Origin of the sequence: Massilia frigida (assembly GCF_011682175.1) — a bacterium.
Lineage (GTDB): Bacteria > Pseudomonadota > Gammaproteobacteria > Burkholderiales > Burkholderiaceae_D > Telluria_A > Telluria_A frigida.
The window spans coordinates 114,799-131,061 of sequence record NZ_WHJG01000011.1 but is presented as its reverse complement, the minus strand read 5'-3'; the positions used below and the strand labels follow the sequence as shown (position 1 = coordinate 131,061).

The following is a 16,263-nucleotide window of genomic DNA, read 5'->3' as shown; positions in this document are numbered from 1 at the left end:
AGGGGGCCGGTGCCTGGCGGGTGCGGGTGGAGGTAAAGTTTGGCGCCAACGGGGTGTAGGCGGGCAATCCCTCAACCGTGCGTCTGGACAACGCCGGGCCGTCAATTCCGGTCGGAAGTTTCAAAATACAACAGAAGTGGGCAGCTGTGCCGATTTCGTCATCGGTGAAATAATCGAAGGGACGTATCAGGTGAGCGACCAGCATTTCAGTAGCCGGGGCTGTCGCCCGCGCTGGGCGGCAACGTCGTGGCGCCGCTGCCGCGCGCCTATCCGGCGGTGCCTGGCATGGCTGCCACGGCGTGGGCTATAGGCAGGGATGGCTGGCGATCCCTGGATTCCCGCCGGTCAGCGGTGTACCACCACCAGCAAGGCCTTGGCTTCGGTCTTGCCGGCATTGCGGATCACGTGGTTCTGGTCGGCCGGATAGCGCGCCGTGCCGCCCAGCTTGATTTTCTTCTTGTCGCTGCCCACTTCCAGTTCCATGCTGCCGTGCAGCACCGTCATATGCTCGCAGGTGCCCGGATCGTGCGCCTGCGACGCCAGTTCGCCGCCCGGCGCCAGGGTCAGCTCATACCATTCGTACTTTCCTGCCAGATCCATCGGCCCCAGGATGCGCAGCACGTAGCCGGCGTGGGCGCCCGGAAGGGTCGGCGTTTCGTGGGCGTCGAGCACGCGGATGGTCTCGACCGGGCGCGTTTCGGCCGACAGCAGCTCGCCGATGGGCACGCCCAGGGCGTTGGCCAGACGCCAGGTGATGGCGATCGTGGGGTTTGCCTTCTCCCTTTCGATTTGCGATAACATGGATTTCGACACGCCGGCGATCCGCGACAAGTCCTCCAGGGTCAGGCCGCGCGCCAGCCGCAAGCGTTGCAAAGTGGCGCCTACTTCAGGGGGGGAATTGCTCGATACGGGTGGTTTCATCGGGTTTTCGGAACGGTGATCAAACAAAAAATTTCCATACATATAAGCAAAGCGAGGCTTGCCAAGTTCACTCGCCTTGGGTAGTATCCATTATATTGAATTTGTGTTCGACATAACGGAATTTAACGGATCGGATGAATCCGTGCGGTCCGGAGCACGGTACAGCATAGTCCAACAGTCGGTCAAGCCGGCAACCACATGACGAGGAATAATGATGAGCGAGCAAGCGAAAAGTGCCTTTTTCAGCGGCCTGCAGCACAACCTGGATACGCTGCGCGAACAGGGCCTGTACAAGCCGGAGCGCGTGCTGGCGTCGCGCCAGGGCGCCGAAGTGGTGGCCGACGATGGCCGCACCCTGATTAATATGTGCGCCAACAATTACCTCGGCTTGTCGGGCGACCTGCAAACGCAGCAGGCGTCGATCGAGGCCACCGAAAAATACGGCTACGGCCTGTCGTCGGTGCGTTTCATCTGCGGCACCCAGACCGTGCACAAGGAACTCGAAAAGGCCATCTCGGCCTTCCTCGGCACGCAAGACACCATCTTGTACGCGGCCGCCTTCGACGCCAACGGCGGCGTGTTCGAGCCGCTGTTCGACGAGAACGACGCCATCATCTCCGACGCGCTCAACCACGCCTCGATCATCGACGGCATCCGCCTGTGCAAGGCCGGGCGCTATCGCTACCAGCACAACGACATGGCCGACCTGGAAGTGCAGCTGCAGGCCGCCATTGCCGCCGGCAAGCGCCACAAGGTCATCGTCACCGACGGCGTGTTCTCGATGGACGGCACCATCGCCCAGCTCGATAAAATCTGCGACCTGGCCGACAAATACGGCGCGCTGGTGATGATCGACGAATGCCACGCCTCCGGCTTCATGGGCAAGACCGGGCGCGGCACGCACGAACACCATAACGTCATGGGCCGCATCGACATCATCACCGGCACCCTGGGCAAGGCCCTGGGCGGCGCGATGGGCGGCTTTACCGCCGCGCGCAAGGAAGTGATCGACACGCTGCGCCAGAAATCGCGTCCCTACCTGTTCTCGAACACGCTGGCGCCATCGATTGCCGGCGCCTCGCTGTCGGTGCTGGAGCGGATCTCCAAGTCGACCGAGCTGCGCGACCGCCTGCACGAGAACACCGCTTACTTCCGCAAGGAGATCGAGCGCATCGGCTTCACCATCAAGCCGGGCACCCACCCGGTGGTGCCGGTGATGCTGTTCGAGGCGCCGGTGGCGCAGCGCTTCGCGGCGCGCATGTACGAGCTGGGCGTGCTGCTGAGCGGCTTCTTCTACCCGGTGGTGCCGATGGGGCAGGCGCGGGTGAGGGTACAGCTGTCGGCCGCGCACACGCGCGCACAGCTCGACACGGTACTGAAGGCATTCGAACAGGCCGGGCGCGAGCTGGGCATTCTCAAGAATCAAGAACACTCATAATACGGAAGTCAAGCACATGGAACGCATTCTCATTATCGGCGCCAACGGCCAGATTGGCAGTGAACTGGTCGGCGCGCTGGCGCAGCAGCATGGCGCCGGCAACGTCATCGCCTCGGACATCGGCGCGAACAACGTGTACAAGGCGGCGCGCTACACCCAGCTCGACGTGCTCGATAAAGCGCGCCTGGCGGCCCTGGTGGCCGACGAGGGCATCACCCAGGTCTACCAGCTGGCGGCGCTGCTGTCGGCCACCGGCGAACAGGCCCCGCTCAAGGCCTGGACCCTGAACATGGATGGCTTGCTCAACATCCTGGAAGTGGCGCGCGAACGCGGCGAAGCAGGCAAGCCGCTGCGCGTGTTCTGGCCATCGTCGATCGCCGCGTTCGGCCCGAATACGCCGCCCCAGGCCACGCCGCAGTACACGGTGATGGACCCGACCACCATCTACGGCATCAGCAAGCTGGCCGGCGAACGCCTGTGCGAGTACTACTTCACCAAGTATGGCGTGGACGTGCGCAGCATCCGCTATCCCGGCATCATCAGCTACAAATCGCCTCCGGGCGGCGGCACCACCGACTACGCGATCGCGATTTTCCACGCGGCCCTGCGCGGCGAACGCTACGAATGCTTCCTCGGCCCCGACACCACGCTGCCGATGATCTACATGCCCGACGCGATCCGTGCCACCATCGAATTGATGGATGCCCCATCTAGACAAATCGCAGTGCGTTCTGCCTATAATGTGGCCGGCGTATCGTTCAATCCGGGCGAACTGGCGGCAGCAATCCAGCGCGTCTTGCCGGCCTTCGAGATCGGCTACAAGCCGGACAGCCGCCAGGCGATTGCCGCCAGCTGGCCGCAAAGCCTGGACGACAGCGTGGCCGCGGCCGACTGGGGCTGGAAGGCGCAGGTAGGCCTCGACCAGCTGGTGGCCGACATGCTGGCCAATATCGACGTCAGCCTCACCAAGGCTGCCTGATTTGTTTCACCGACACACACCACATAAAAAACATACAAGAGGCAACTGATGGACATGAGCGTATTCGACCTATTCAAGATCGGCATCGGGCCGTCGAGTTCCCACACCGTGGGGCCGATGGTGGCGGCGCGGCGTTTTCTGGTCGAATGCGGTCCGCTGGATCGTGCGGTGGGCGTGGAAGCGGCGCTGTATGGCTCGCTGGCCCTGACCGGCGTGGGCCACGCGACCGACAAGGCGGTCATCCTCGGCCTGATGGGCGAAACGCCGCAGGGCGTGGACCCGGAGCGGGTCGAAGACATGCTGGCCGAAGCCGAACTCGATGGCGTGATCAAGCTGCTGGGCACCCACGAAGTGCCCTTTTCAGCCCGCACCGGCCTAATTTGGCACAAGAGCTCTTCGCTGCCCGAACACCCGAACGGCATGCGCTTCACGCTCAAGCTCGATGACGGCAGCGTCATCGAACGGATTTTCTATTCGGTCGGCGGCGGCTTCATTCACGCCGCCGGCGAATCGCAGGCGCGCCAGAGCAATGGCGAGAGCACCGCGCCGATTCCTTACAGCTTCGACACGATGGACCAGCTGCTCGCGCACGGCCGCGCCACCGGCCTGACGATCCCGCAAATGCTGCGTGCGAACGAATGCGCGCGCATGGATGGCGCGGCGCTCGACGCCGGCATCGACAAGATCTGGCAGGTGATGCGCGACTGTATCGCGCATGGCCTGGTGACTGGCGGGCAGTTGCCCGGTGGCCTGAACGTCAAGCGCCGCGCGGCCAACCTGTGGAAGCAGGCGCTCGACGCCAAGAATGGCGACAACCGCGCCAACGACTTGCCGCACGATGCGCTGCACCAGGTCAGCCTGTACGCGATGGCGGTAAACGAAGAAAACGCCGCCGGCGGACGCGTGGTGACGGCGCCGACCAACGGCGCGGCCGGCATCATTCCGGCGGTACTGCGCTACTACGCCGAGGATTGCCGTCCGAGCGATCCGGTGCGCGGGGTGCGCGACTTCATGCTCACGTCGGCCGCCATCGGCATGCTGTGCAAGAAGAATGCCTCGATCTCGGGCGCCGAAATCGGCTGCCAGGGCGAAGTCGGCGTGGCTTGCGCGATGGCCGCGGCCGGGCTGGTGGCGGCGCTGGGCGGCACCAATGAACAGATCGAGAACGCTGCCGAAATCGGCATAGAACATCACCTGGGCATGACGTGCGACCCGATTGGCGGGCTGGTACAGATTCCGTGCATCGAGCGTAACGGCATGGGCGCGATCAAGGCGATTACCGCCGCCTCGCTTGCGCTCAAGGGCGACGGTACCCACTTCGTCAGCCTCGATGACGTGATCGAAACGATGCGCCAGACCGGCGCCGACATGCAGGACAAGTACAAGGAAACCTCGCTCGGCGGGCTGGCGATTCACGTGGTGACGGTCAACCACGCCGCTTGCTAGGGGCGGGCGCGTGGGTGAGTCGTTCGAGGCGTTGTCCGCAACCACCGGCATCGCCTTGCCGGCCACCCTGCGGCATCTGATCGAGAGCGGCAGGACCGGCGGTGATGATCCTGAGCGGACGGCCTTGTCCGCAGTGTATGATTTTGAGTGGCTGTCGGCGCAGCGCGCGGGAGCAGTCATTGCAGGATGGCTCAATCCGGTCAAGCAGCATGGCAATGTGTTCCTGCCGTTCGGACGATCCGGCGCGGGCGATGCGTATTGCCTGGTGCGCCTGCGCGGCGGCGAGGAGGGTATTGCCATGGTATGGCGCGATTGCAGCGCCTCGCGGCTGCGTTACGCCAGCTTCGATCACTTTGTCGTGGCCGAGTATCTGGCCGTGTTTGCCGATCTGGATTTGCTCGATGAGGATGCTGGCGACCCGGTTGCCTGTCTGCGGGCCGATATCGCGAAGGTGGCCGATCTGCTTGATCCCGCGCTCCAGGGTATGCTGCACGGCTGCCTGGGCAAACCGCCAGCCGGGCATCCTTACCAGCGTGGTTCGACAGCGCGTTCGGAAACGATGTTGTCGCTCATCAGCCAGGTTGAGGAGGAAGCGCTGTACGCCAGGGTGAGCATTCCTGAGCCGCTTGCGTTCGACGTCGTGGCGCGCTGGGAAGCGTAGTGTATTCGGACAATTTCCTGCCTACAGTAAATGCGCAGGCAACACCTTCTTGGTGAAGAAGCGCTAACCCTTCAATGGCGAGCGCGTTCCAGCAAGAGTCTCACTTGTCTCCTTCGAATGTTGATTCGATGTCGTCTTGCTCCATCGTGGCAAAATCGTCTGGAATGGACATCGGGACCATCATGAAGCCCAGTCGCCGGGGTATCGTCGTGACCGTTTCATCCATGGAGATGACCTTGACCATTGGTTTTCCGGACATCTCGATAATGAACGGTTTGCCCTTTGCCGCATCTTCTACCAAGCTGGATAAATGCTCCTGTGCTTCCCGAATGTTAACGATCTTCATTTGAACCTTCCGGAGTTGGTCCAAATAGTGTAACAAGCTTGCGCTGCCTTTCAAGTCGTTGCGGTCAGATCGTTCGACGGGACCTTCGGTGCGGTGGCGTTGTCGCGCTCGCCGGCCGCAGGGTGTCTGCTGTCCATCAGGTCGCGAACGACCGATATGCCGGACATGCGCAGCACCTTAGCGCAATGGCGACGATCCGTCGCCAGGGGTGCCGAGCGCCCCGGCGGGGTCCACCTTCGTGACAGCGGCAACCGGCGCGACAGGCTTCGGCTTGGGTGGCTGCATGTCGGGCCGGCCGTTTTGTGCCGCGAACGGACCGGTGTTGACGTTGTAGGCCGCGATGGCGGTGGCAATTGCCGGGTCGCGCGCGGCCTGCTGCGCCTGGTCCGGCGCCGGAAGCGGCGCTTGCCGCAGCGTGATGTCCTGGTCCTGCTCCGTGTTCCGGACCCCGGTCGTCGACTGGACCGTCGTGGCCGTCCGCGCGGCAGCCTCGGGCCGCACCAACTGATCCGGCACGACGGGGCGCGCTCCGGCTTGCTCCAGCTGGTCCGCGCGCCGCTGTGCCATGGCTCTTTCCACGTTGAGCTGATCTACCCTGACTGCGTCGCGCCTGGCGATGTCATCGGCCAAGGCGGCACGTACCGCATCGCTGGCGCCGGCAATTTTCTCGTCGAGCTCGCGCGCTGCTTCGCGTTCCGCTTGCAACTGTTGCGCCAGAACGCGTGCCTGTTGCGCGACGCTGACCGGGTTGCCTGCCGTGGTGTCGGGTTCGGAAACCGTGCTGGTCGCCTGCGTGGTAGCGATGGCTGCCGGCTGCAACCGGTCTTCCGTACTCGGCGCTACCGCAACGGGTGGCGCTGCCGTTGCAGTTGGCGCTGCCGTTGCGGCTGGCGTAGCGAGCGCCGCAGGCTGGCGCGCTTCGGCTGGCGTAGTGAGCACAGCAGGCTGGCGCGCTTCGGCCAGGGCGGTGTTGGTGGCGGTCGCTTGCGCGTCCGGTTCTTCCGGCAGCGGGGCCGGGCGCGCGCCTTGGGCCGGCGCCTCTGTTTCCGGGGCGATCAGGTCCACCTGCACCGGAAAATCGCTGCCTTCGCCCAGGTCGGCTTGGGCAAGGGGCGGCGGCAGTCCGCTTGCGAGTGCGTTCGGCGGCTCGCTTTCATTGCGCGGAGTATCTGTCACCAGGCTCTGGACGAACAGATTGTCCTCATTGCTGGCTGGCTGGAACGGGGTGGCGCTCAGGTCCTGGGGCGCGGCGGCAAGGACCGGCTGCGCGGCGCCGATCACGCTGTCGTCGGCAAGGAAAGAAACGTTGGCGGCCTGTGCCTGGACTTGTGTGCTGACCACGCCGAAGAAGGCGTTGGCGGCACGGTCCAGCAATGCCGACGTGGCGGCCGGGTCTTGGCGAAATGCATCCTGCAGCGCCGTCTCGTCCAAATCCAGGGTGCCAGCGGTGCCGCTGGTCGCCGGCGCAAAGCTCAGGCCGATAGCGGCCAGGCTTGCTTCGGCATCCTGCGGCGTGCTTCCAAACTGCTGGAAAAATTGCGATTGCAACGATTGCTCGCCCAGGGTGTCCATCGGCGTGCCGGTGTTGTCGACCGCGCCGGTCTGCAATTCGTTGAACACGCTGATCACGGCCGCCGCTGCAACGGCCACATCGGCAAGCCTTTTCGATGTATCCGTGTCGCCAACGACAGAGGTTTGCAAGTCCAGCGTCTTTTTCTGGAATAAGGAGGCCAGCGACAGGAAGCGCCCCGAGGTCGACAGGTCGACCGTGGTAGGCGCAACCGTCATCAATGGCAGGCTCTGGGCCTGCTCGATGGCCATGGCTTGCGTTGCCGCGAGGGGAGTGACAGGGCCTGCGCTGCGTGCCGCGAGCGGCGTGATCTGAGGGGTGTCCATGTTGAACCTTCCGGCTTTGGCGTATCTACATGGTCAAGTATGGACCTGATTTGTCGACAGTTCCGTTCGCACGCGTACACAAGCAGTGTGGCTGCGCAATTCCGATACCGCACTATTGTCCCCGAAGCAAGGTTACGCCACCGTTCCGGACACAGCGTTCAGATAACCAAGCACCGCGCCTTCGATCGGATCGGCCAGTGACGGCGATATCTCGGTTTCCACCCGCCCCGCAGCGTCGGTCAAGGCACTGATGAGCGCCATGAGGTCGGATGCGCTTCGTCCGGCACGCGCCGGGTCCAGGGACGGGTAGGTGGCGAGAAAGCCGGTAAGTGCGGCATGCATTGCCGCAGCGTGGGCCGTACCCGGCATCAGTGAGGCCAGCCGGCCTTGTTCCGTATCGAGCAGCCTGGCCAGCTGCGGCCGGCGCAACTGATAGCGGATCGCCGTCTCGACCAGCTGGCGCAGCGCGCGCCGATGATCCTGTCCTTGCAGCGCCTCGGTCGCCTCGCGCACCAGGTCGAGCGATTCGCGTTCGATCAGGGCGATCGTCACCGCATCCTTGGTGGGGAAATACTGGTAGAGGGAACCGATACTCACTCCGGCACGGGCTGCGATGGCGTTTGTTGTATATCCTTCAAGTCCGTGCAGTTCGAGAATGTGAGCTGCCCCTTCCAGGATGGTGCCGACGGTGTGGGCGGAACGCGGCTGGGACGGCGTCTTCCTTGGCACCAGCCGCCGCACGGTAGCCTTCTTCGATTGCGAGTTGTTCATGCGACAGCATGCTCATATCATTTCCTGGCCAAGTCAAGCGCAATGCCGAGCCGCTTGAGGCAACCAAGGAAGATCACCATGAACCATCCTGAACAACTTTCCATTCCGACCTCCGGGGACCAGGCGCTGCTGCTGCACGCCGTCGCCGCGGTGCAGTCGGCCGGCCATGCCGTCAAGGCGCTGTTCGATCCGGGCGCGCGTCCGCAGGGCATGCAGGAAATCGCTGCGATGATCGAGGCCAACGACCTGGTCTCGATGGCGATCCTGCGCGAGGCCCTGTCGCAAGAGCGCCCCGAGGCCCGCTGGGACGACGACGAGGAAGGGCGTGGCCCCCTGCCCGCAGGCGAATGGTGGGTGTGCGACCCGGTCGAAGGGGCGATCCACCATGTCCATGGCTTGCCGCACTGGTGCGTCACGGCGACGCTGGTGCGCGACAACGTGCCCGTCTTGAGCGCGATCCATCTGCCATTGACCGGCGACACCTATACCGCGCTGGCCGGAGGCGGCGCCTGGCTCAACGGAACGCGCTTGCGTACGTCGTCGAAATCCGATCTGCGCGCGGCCACAGTGGGAACCGGGCAGGCGGCCCCCGGCGAAGGGGCTGACATCTACCGGCGTATCGGCCAGTCGGTCACGGCGATGCTGGAGGCGGCGCTGGTGGTGCATGTGGCGGTGCCGTCCACCATGCAGATGATCGAGGTCGCCGCAGGCCATCAGGATCTGTTCTGGCAATACAGCCAGGTGCGATCGGGCCTGCTCGCTGGCGCCTTGCTGGTTGCCGAAGCCGGCGGCCGGGTGGCCGATCTGCGCGGCCAGCCCTGGCAGCCGGACAGCAGCGCTTTCCTTGCCGGCGCACCTGCGCTGATGGCAGCAGCGCTTGCGGTCCTGGCGAGCGCCGACGTGGATGCCGCCCAATGAAGCTCGCTATGTTCGGTGCCACGGGTGCCACCGGCCGCCATCTGGTCGAGCAGGCCTTGCAAGCGGGACATGAGGTGCGGGCACTGGTGCGCAATGCGGACGCGTGGTCCGGCGCGCATCCACGCCTGCAGATTATTGCCGGCACCTTTGCCCAGCCGGCTATCGTTGGCGATGTGGTGCGGGGCGCCGATGCCGTCATCAGCGTGCTCGGGGCGCGCAAGGGCGATGCGTCCGCCGTTTGCACCGGCGGCATGCGCAGCATCGTGCAGGCGATGAACGTGGCCGGCGTACAGCGCCTTGTCGCGTTGAGCGCGCACGGCGCGTCGGAAACCAGGAAAGCGTCCCTGTTCATTCGCTTCCTGCGCAAGCTGATTGCCGCGAAGATGCGCATGGAGGCGCTGGTGCGCGATAGTGCGCTCGACTGGACCCTGGTGCGTCCGCCCATGCTGACCGATGGCGCACGCCGCGGCGGCTATCGCGCTGGGACTGGACTGATGCCGGGCTTTGCCGGCAGGCTGTCGCGCGCCGACCTCGCGGCCTTCATGTTGCAGGAGGCGGGCGAAGGCAACTACATCAGGCAGGCGGTGATGGTTTCGCAGTAGTCACGGCCGCGTTCGGAAGAGCAGGGCGCCGCCGCATCGGCAGTGTTGACCGGGCGGCTAGCGAAACGGGGAAATCAAGACCGAGGCGGCCCGCGCTTCCTTGCGGGCGCGGCAGCGGTCGAGCATCGGGCGCACACGCGCCAGATCGGATGCCGACATGCGACCGGTCACATAGTTCAGTCTGGAGCGACTTTCCTCGCCCTGCAAGGACTGGTTCATCTCATACGTGATCGCATACGCCGCCTGCTCGCGCTTGCTGCCAAACGCTCCGCTCAAATAGGCTTGCGCCAGCCACGCCGCCGCGCTGGCCGATCCGGCGCTGGCCGCGTCCTTGCCATAGCGCTCCGCTGTGGCCTGGAGTTCGGCGATGTCGTTTGCCGATGCGTTGCCGACCGCCTGCTTGACGGCGGCAACCGTTGGCGCGTTTTTCAATATCAATAATTTTGCGGCAGTCGACCCCGCATCGGCCGCCGGGATGAGAATGTTGATGGGATTGGCACGCAGCCTTGCCGGAATCCGGCGGCACGCCGCCGCACTCATAAAGCCGGCATCATCGAGCGAAAATTCCATGCTGTCGAGATAGCGGGTCGTGTCGGAACACGGCCTGATCCGCTGAAACAGCGCCAGTGCGGCACCGGCATCGCTGCGCTGGGAAAGGTCGACCAGGGCCGACACATCCATTTTCTTGGCAAGAACGGCACGGATGCTTTCCCGCACCTGTTCGTCGCGCGGCGCAGCGGGCGCTTCGCCCACGGGCGGCAGGCAAACATCGCCCGCCATTGGCTGCGCCACGGCGACAGCCGATGCCGCGGATGCCAGGGTGGCGCCAGCCCTGGCTGGCGCCACCATGTTGCCAGGGGCTGGCAGCGGCACGCCAGGCTTGCCGCTGTTTATCCAGAAAGTTGCCGATATCACCGCCGCCGCACCCACGGCTGCGGCGATGATGACAAGTGCCCACGGCAACGGCCGTGTCGGGTGCTGGCAGTGTTGCGTTGAACGTTTCATGATTGCTGCTAGCGCTTGCTTTCCATGGCAACGGTGGGATCGGCAAGCCCGAAACCACGGTAGATCTGTGTCATATTGCCTTTCTCCGGCCAGCGAGAAAATTCTTGCACCAGCTTTCCATCCCGATAAAACGCAAACGTCGGGAGAATGGCGCTCGCTACCTCGGGCCATTCGCGCCTGCTATGGATAAGGGCATACGGCAAGGATGGGTGCGAGCGATTCCAGGTAGTGAAAGCATCATAATCGAAACTCAAGTCCTGGATGGCCAACAGCTTGATGCGATTCTTCAATAATGGACGTAGCGCGGGATCATTTTCCATGGCCCGTACGGCATCGCTTGCAAAGTGACAAAAGGGCGAGGCGAGCACGATAAGAAACGTTCCATTTGGGATATTGACAGGGCGCCGGATCAGGCGCGGTGCTTCGCCAACTTGCCATTCGGTACGGTGTTTTGTGGCTGCCGGCAAGGAATCAATGGGAATGATGCGCCGGTCTTCCGGACCTTTGTGGTAACGCGCCAAAAATGCATTTGCGCCTTGGAAATCGCGAAGCGCTATATAAGCTTGCAACATGTTTTCGTAATCGACGGTCTTGGCGGTACGCAGCGTTGCCATACGGCGAAAAATTGCGTCCAGAAGCGGCAGTTTTTTCTTGTCGACCGTATAAAAAAGCGCGGAAGTCGTTGCTTGAAACAGGGGAACCAGGTCTTCATCCGGAATGGCGCCGCCAAGCTCCTTGAACAGGCTGCTGAAGATCGTTTCGACCATGGCGGCCTTGCGGTGTTCAGGGAAGCCACTCTGCACGACGGCTGCCGAAGCATCGTAGAACGTATCCAGGCGGGCCTGCGCGTCCGAGGTGGCCGAGGCGCAGGAATACAGCAGGAAAAGTGCTGCACCGGCAAGAAGCTTGTAGCGTGAGGAGCTGGCCGTCGTGGCATTCTCGTCCGTTGAAGTCTGTTCCCGTTGGGAGCGCCGTCCAGCGATCAGCATTTTGCTTTGCAGATACTGTTAGTCTGGTGCGCGCACCCGCCGCCGCCCCATTCGCACCGGTAATTCCAGTAATCGCCATTGGGCATGGGTTTCGGTTGCGGTTCCTGGCCTACGGGTTCGGAAGGCGGTTTCGATGGGCCGCCACCGGCGCCGGCGCCGCCGCCACCGGCGCCACCGGGCACGCCACCCGGGAGGCCGCCGCCGATGGGACCGTCGCCGCTATCGCAGGTGCCCCATGCGCTTTGCTGGAACCCTCCGCAGTCACCGCCCAGCCCGGACTCCTGGCGGCCGGGCCTTGCTTTCGTGCCCCCTTGGGTCTGGATCGTCGTGGCCGAGCTTTCCGATCCGAACAGGCGAAGCACCCGGGCGATTTTCGCGGGCGGCAACTCGCGCTGGAGGTCGGCATAACTGAAGCCTGACAGACCGTGCTGATTGAAGGTCAGGCTGGACACAAAACGTTCCCGGGCTGCCGGTGACAGCAGGTACATCGCATTCGATTGCGGTGGAACCATGTTCATGTATTGAATCACATCGGCTTGGGATTTAATTGGGGCAACTTGCGCAGACAAGGCGTCCTGGGCCTGTATGCGGGATTGTATTTCCTTTGATAAGGGCGGGTCGGCATTTGTCTGCGCAGTGCTGGTGGCGGCCACGCCTATGGCCATCATGAGGCCGGTAGCATAAAGTCTGTATGGTAACATTTCAATATCTCCGTCGATAAATAGGTGCGTTATCAGGGTTGGTGGCAGGGCGGGACATTGTAAGTGCGAACAAGTGACAAAGATTACTGTGCATTGTGATGTCATTGGACGCATATCGTTATACACATCTTTTTCCGCGCAACGTCATTTCAACCCGGGGCGGCGATTTCCATGAGGTTTTGCCTAAAAATTAAGCGAAATGCGGGTATTTTAAGATCAACCGCACTGATTCTCTGTCGTTTCATGTCGACGGCGCCCTACCGATGTCAGGCGCAAGTCGTTGATTTTATTATAAAAAAAGATGTGTATAACGACATGCATTGGACGCTATCTGTATTTATTTATATATATCGTACTATTTCCCTTTTTCTTCGTCTACCCGCGATTCGCATCAAACGTGGCGCATCTGCGACAAATTGACATCGATGATATTGTCGTGACCGCTTTGATTTTGCCGAATGCGATATATATGCATTTGGGCTTTATCGCTGAATCATTTGATTTGAATAAACTGAATAATTCCATATTCGATTGCCGAAAATGATCAAATGAAGAGGGAATTCGCCGTGCACCGGTTGGCGGCTGGACCGCAGCGCTCCTGAAGGTTGCCGGCTCGCGCGCAGCGAACCGGGCGGCAGCGCAGGCGGGCCGGCTGAAGCGCCAGGCGATCCCGGAAAGCGTACTTGGCATTGCGCGGGAGCTGTGCGGCCCTGCCAGCCGGTAGCGGTGCAACCCGGTGAAAATTCCGAAATCGTGGCCGATTTCGCATCCCGCAGCGCGCCGCACTATAATAAGTGTTCGATCGCACTGTTCTGCTCCCTGCTGTTAGCCAAAACGGACCTACCAACTCTATGCAATACGTGTCTACCCGCGCCGCCAAGGCCGCTGCTTCGCAAGCTCCCCAACAATTCTCCGACATCCTGCTCGGCGGCCTCGCGCCGGACGGCGGCCTGTACCTGCCGGCCGAGTATCCCCAGGTGAGCGGGGCCGAACTCGATGCCTGGCGCAAGCTGTCCTACGCCGACCTGGCCTTCGAGATCCTGAAAAAGTTCGCCACCGACATTCCCGAAGCGGACCTCAAAAAGCTGACCAAGAAGACTTACACGGCCGAGGTCTACCGCAACGTGCGCAAAGGCGAAAAAAGCGCCGACATCACGCCCCTGCGCATCCTGGAACAAAACGGCGACAAAACCCTGATCCTGCAAGCGCTGTCGAACGGCCCGACCCTGGCCTTCAAGGACATGGCGATGCAGTTGCTGGGCAACCTGTTCGAGTACACCCTGGCCAAGGATGGCGCCGAACTGAACATCTTCGGCGCGACCTCGGGCGACACCGGCAGCGCGGCTCAATACGCCATGCGCGGCAAGAAGGGCATCCGCGTGTTCATGCTCTCGCCGCACAAGAAAATGAGCGCCTTCCAGAGCGCGCAAATGTTCAGCCTGCAAGACCCGAACATCTTCAACATCGCCGTCGAAGGCGTGTTCGACGATTGCCAGGACCTGGTCAAGGCGGTCTCGAACGACCTGCCGTTCAAGGCGCAGCAAAAGATCGGCACCGTCAATTCGATCAACTGGGCGCGCGTCGTTGCGCAGGTGGTGTACTACTTCCGCGGCTACCTGGCGGCCACGACCGACAATACGCAAAAAGTCTCGTTCACGGTCCCGTCCGGGAACTTCGGCAACATCTGCGCCGGCCATATCGCACGCATGATGGGCTTGCCAATCGACCGCCTGGTGGCCGCCACCAATGAAAACGACGTGCTCGACGAATTCTTCCGCACTGGCGTGTACCGCGTGCGCAAGTCGGCCGAGACCTTCCACACCAGCAGCCCGTCGATGGACATTTCCAAGGCCTCGAATTTCGAGCGCTTCATCTACGACCTGGTCGGGCGCGACCCCGAGCGCGTGCGCGCGCTGTTCCACAAGGTCGAAACCCAGGGCGGCTTCGACCTGTCGGGTAAACCAGGCAGCGACGGCGACGAATTCAAGCTGGTGTCGAACTACGGCTTCTCGTCCGGCAAATCGACCCACAAGGACCGCCTCGACACCATCCGCGACGTGCAGGACGACTTCGACATCACCATCGACACCCACACCGCCGACGGCATCAAGGTCGCGCGCCAGTACATGGCGCCGGGCGTGCCGATGATCGTGCTCGAAACCGCCCTGGCGGCCAAGTTCAACGAAACCATCCTCGACGCGCTGGGCGTGGACGCCGAACGTCCGGCCGGCTTCGAGGATATCGAATCGCTGCCGCAGAAGTTCATCGTCATGCCGGCCGACGTGGCGCAAATGCAGGCTTACATCGCCGCCAACACGGGTTTGTAAGGGCATGGCAAACGAACCGCAACAGAAGCGCGCACCGATGCTGTCGGTGCGCGAGGCGCTCGACTTCCTGCAAGGCGCGGCGCGTCCCGTGCTCGATACCGAAATCGTGCAGACCCTGGGCGCCAACGGCCGTGTGCTGGCCGCCGCCCAGGTTTCGACCATCGACGTGCCTTCCGCCGACAACACGCAGATGGACGGCTACGCCGTGCGCGCGGCCGATTGCGCCAGCGGCGCCGCCACATTCACCGTCACCCAGCGCATCCCGGCCGGCACGGTGGGCAAGCCGCTGGCTCCCGGCAGCGCCGCGCGCATCTTCACCGGCGCCATGATCCCGCAAGGGGCCGACGCGGTGGTGATGCAGGAACAGTGCGAAGCCGGTCCAGACAACACGGTCACGATCCGGCACGCGCCCGAGGCGGGCGAATGGATACGCCGCGCCGGCGAAGACATCGAGGCCGGCGGCGTCATCCTGCCCGCCGGCACGCGCCTGCGCAGCCAGGAGCTGGGCCTGGCCGCGTCGGTGGGGCTGGCCAGCCTGCCAGTGTTTCGCAGGCTGCGCGTGGCGGTGTTTTTCACCGGCGACGAATTGACCATGCCGGGCGAAGCGCCGGGCGGACAACTGGCGCCGGGCGCCATCTACAACTCCAACCGCTTCACCCTGCGCGCGCTGCTGGAAAACCTGGGCTGCGCGATCAGCGACTTTGGCATCGTGCCCGATACGCTGGACGCGACCCGCGAGACCTTGCGCAGCGCCGCGCGCCAGAACGATCTGATCATCACTTCCGGCGGCGTCTCGGTCGGCGAGGAAGACCATATCAAGCCGGCGGTGGAAGCCGAAGGGCGCCTGAACATGTGGCAGATCGCCGTCAAGCCGGGCAAACCACTGGCCTTCGGCGAAGTCGACCGCGCCGGCGGCTCGGCCTTTTTCCTCGGCTTGCCGGGCAATCCGGTATCGAGCTTTGTCACTTTTTTGCTGTTCGTGCGCCCGTTCATCCTGCGTTTGCAAGGCGTGAGCGGCAAGGTGGAGCCGCGCGCCTACGCCATGCGCGCCGATTTCGACTGGTCCAAGGCGGACCGCCGCAATGAGTTCCTGCGCGTGCGCATCAACGACGCCGGCGGGCTCGATCTGTTCCCCAACCAGAGTTCGGGCGTGCTCACGTCCACCGTCTGGGGCGACGGACTGCTCGACAACCCGGCCGGCCAGGCCATCAAGGAGGGCGACACCGTGCGCTTCATCCCATTTAGCGATTTACTGCATTAGGC

15 protein-coding genes are annotated in these 16,263 nt (G+C 63.1%); 8 read left to right on the top strand and 7 right to left on the bottom strand.

Going from position 1 to position 16,263, the window contains the following annotated elements; translation table 11 throughout:
- Nucleotides 1–345: 345 nt before the first annotated feature.
- On the bottom strand, nucleotides 346–921 hold the full coding sequence (locus tag F2P44_RS13460; RefSeq protein WP_167087207.1) for a helix-turn-helix domain-containing protein: 576 nt from the start codon (nucleotides 919–921) through the stop codon (nucleotides 346–348).
- 214 nt (nucleotides 922–1,135) lie between these two features.
- Here F2P44_RS13460 and kbl point away from each other — a divergent pair, with 214 nt between their 5' ends.
- The 4 genes from kbl to F2P44_RS13440 are packed head-to-tail and all read left to right on the top strand — an operon-like array spanning nucleotide 1,136 to nucleotide 5,445.
- Nucleotides 1,136–2,359, top strand: coding sequence for a glycine C-acetyltransferase (gene kbl / locus F2P44_RS13455; protein WP_167087206.1), 1,224 nt, complete (start codon nucleotides 1,136–1,138; stop codon nucleotides 2,357–2,359).
- A 16-nt stretch (nucleotides 2,360–2,375) separates the two neighbouring features.
- A complete protein-coding gene (locus F2P44_RS13450) occupies nucleotides 2,376–3,338 on the top strand; it encodes an NAD-dependent epimerase/dehydratase family protein (protein WP_167087205.1) in 963 nt (320 codons plus the stop codon).
- Nucleotides 3,339–3,386: 48 nt separating this feature from the next.
- Entirely contained in the window at nucleotides 3,387–4,784 is a 1,398-nt protein-coding gene (locus F2P44_RS13445) for an L-serine ammonia-lyase (RefSeq protein ID WP_167087204.1), read from the top strand.
- 10 nt (nucleotides 4,785–4,794) lie between these two features.
- A complete protein-coding gene (locus tag F2P44_RS13440) occupies nucleotides 4,795–5,445 on the top strand; it encodes an SMI1/KNR4 family protein (RefSeq protein WP_167087203.1) in 651 nt (216 codons plus the stop codon).
- 100 nt (nucleotides 5,446–5,545) lie between these two features.
- Here F2P44_RS13440 and F2P44_RS13435 read toward each other — a convergent pair whose 3' ends face one another.
- The 3 genes from F2P44_RS13435 to F2P44_RS13425 all read right to left on the bottom strand — a co-directional run bounded on the left by F2P44_RS13435 (nucleotide 5,546) and on the right by F2P44_RS13425 (nucleotide 8,458).
- Complete coding sequence (locus F2P44_RS13435) at nucleotides 5,546–5,791, bottom strand: type II toxin-antitoxin system Phd/YefM family antitoxin (protein WP_167087202.1); 246 nt, start codon at nucleotides 5,789–5,791, stop codon at nucleotides 5,546–5,548.
- A 177-nt stretch (nucleotides 5,792–5,968) separates the two neighbouring features.
- Nucleotides 5,969–7,687, bottom strand: a complete 1,719-nt coding sequence (locus F2P44_RS13430; RefSeq protein WP_167087201.1) for a hypothetical protein — start codon at nucleotides 7,685–7,687, stop codon at nucleotides 5,969–5,971.
- A gap of 132 nt (nucleotides 7,688–7,819) precedes the next feature.
- On the bottom strand, nucleotides 7,820–8,458 hold the full coding sequence (locus F2P44_RS13425) for a TetR/AcrR family transcriptional regulator (RefSeq protein ID WP_167087200.1): 639 nt from the start codon (nucleotides 8,456–8,458) through the stop codon (nucleotides 7,820–7,822).
- Nucleotides 8,459–8,536: 78 nt separating this feature from the next.
- Between F2P44_RS13425 and F2P44_RS13420 the strand changes: the two genes are divergently transcribed.
- Nucleotides 8,537–9,376, top strand: coding sequence for an inositol monophosphatase family protein (locus F2P44_RS13420; protein WP_167087199.1), 840 nt, complete (start codon nucleotides 8,537–8,539; stop codon nucleotides 9,374–9,376).
- Nucleotides 9,373–9,978, top strand: coding sequence for an NAD(P)-dependent oxidoreductase (locus F2P44_RS13415; protein WP_167087198.1), 606 nt, complete (start codon nucleotides 9,373–9,375; stop codon nucleotides 9,976–9,978). Before F2P44_RS13420 ends, F2P44_RS13415 begins: the two co-directional genes overlap by 4 nt.
- Nucleotides 9,979–10,035: 57 nt before the next feature.
- Here F2P44_RS13415 and F2P44_RS13410 read toward each other — a convergent pair whose 3' ends face one another.
- From F2P44_RS13410 to F2P44_RS13400, 3 genes are read right to left on the bottom strand one after another with little or no spacing between them, the layout of a single operon-like run.
- Nucleotides 10,036–10,983, bottom strand: a complete 948-nt coding sequence (locus F2P44_RS13410) for a hypothetical protein (protein WP_167087197.1) — start codon at nucleotides 10,981–10,983, stop codon at nucleotides 10,036–10,038.
- Between the two features lie 8 nt (nucleotides 10,984–10,991).
- Nucleotides 10,992–11,972 carry a hypothetical protein gene (locus F2P44_RS13405; RefSeq protein ID WP_167087196.1) on the bottom strand — a complete coding sequence of 327 codons (981 nt, stop codon included), beginning with the start codon at nucleotides 11,970–11,972 and terminating at the stop codon, nucleotides 10,992–10,994.
- On the bottom strand, nucleotides 11,966–12,673 hold the full coding sequence (locus F2P44_RS13400; protein ID WP_167087195.1) for a hypothetical protein: 708 nt from the start codon (nucleotides 12,671–12,673) through the stop codon (nucleotides 11,966–11,968). Before F2P44_RS13400 ends, F2P44_RS13405 begins: the two co-directional genes overlap by 7 nt.
- Before the next feature lie 851 nt (nucleotides 12,674–13,524).
- Here F2P44_RS13400 and thrC point away from each other — a divergent pair.
- Both thrC and F2P44_RS13390 read left to right on the top strand, forming a co-directional pair.
- Nucleotides 13,525–15,000 (top strand): threonine synthase, encoded by a 1,476-nt coding sequence (gene thrC / locus F2P44_RS13395; RefSeq protein ID WP_167087194.1) that lies wholly within the window; start codon nucleotides 13,525–13,527, stop codon nucleotides 14,998–15,000.
- Nucleotides 15,001–15,004: 4 nt separating this feature from the next.
- Entirely contained in the window at nucleotides 15,005–16,261 is a 1,257-nt protein-coding gene (locus tag F2P44_RS13390) for a molybdopterin molybdotransferase MoeA (protein ID WP_229423530.1), read from the top strand.
- Nucleotides 16,262–16,263: the final 2 nt, after the last annotated feature.

Coding starts and splice junctions, on each gene's coding strand:
- F2P44_RS13405 (WP_167087196.1), bottom strand. CDS start 11,972: ATGCTGATCGCTGGACGGCGCTCCCAACGGGAACAGACTTCAACGGAC.
- F2P44_RS13435 (WP_167087202.1), bottom strand. CDS start 5,791: ATGAAGATCGTTAACATTCGGGAAGCACAGGAGCATTTATCCAGCTTG.
- F2P44_RS13415 (WP_167087198.1), top strand. CDS start 9,373: ATGAAGCTCGCTATGTTCGGTGCCACGGGTGCCACCGGCCGCCATCTG.
- F2P44_RS13445 (WP_167087204.1), top strand. CDS start 3,387: ATGGACATGAGCGTATTCGACCTATTCAAGATCGGCATCGGGCCGTCG.
- F2P44_RS13410 (WP_167087197.1), bottom strand. CDS start 10,983: ATGAAACGTTCAACGCAACACTGCCAGCACCCGACACGGCCGTTGCCG.
- thrC (WP_167087194.1), top strand. CDS start 13,525: ATGCAATACGTGTCTACCCGCGCCGCCAAGGCCGCTGCTTCGCAAGCT.
- F2P44_RS13390 (WP_229423530.1), top strand. CDS start 15,005: ATGGCAAACGAACCGCAACAGAAGCGCGCACCGATGCTGTCGGTGCGC.
- kbl (WP_167087206.1), top strand. CDS start 1,136: ATGAGCGAGCAAGCGAAAAGTGCCTTTTTCAGCGGCCTGCAGCACAAC.
- F2P44_RS13400 (WP_167087195.1), bottom strand. CDS start 12,673: ATGTTACCATACAGACTTTATGCTACCGGCCTCATGATGGCCATAGGC.
- F2P44_RS13450 (WP_167087205.1), top strand. CDS start 2,376: ATGGAACGCATTCTCATTATCGGCGCCAACGGCCAGATTGGCAGTGAA.
- F2P44_RS13460 (WP_167087207.1), bottom strand. CDS start 921: ATGAAACCACCCGTATCGAGCAATTCCCCCCCTGAAGTAGGCGCCACT.
- F2P44_RS13430 (WP_167087201.1), bottom strand. CDS start 7,687: ATGGACACCCCTCAGATCACGCCGCTCGCGGCACGCAGCGCAGGCCCT.
- F2P44_RS13420 (WP_167087199.1), top strand. CDS start 8,537: ATGAACCATCCTGAACAACTTTCCATTCCGACCTCCGGGGACCAGGCG.
- F2P44_RS13425 (WP_167087200.1), bottom strand. CDS start 8,458: ATGAACAACTCGCAATCGAAGAAGGCTACCGTGCGGCGGCTGGTGCCA.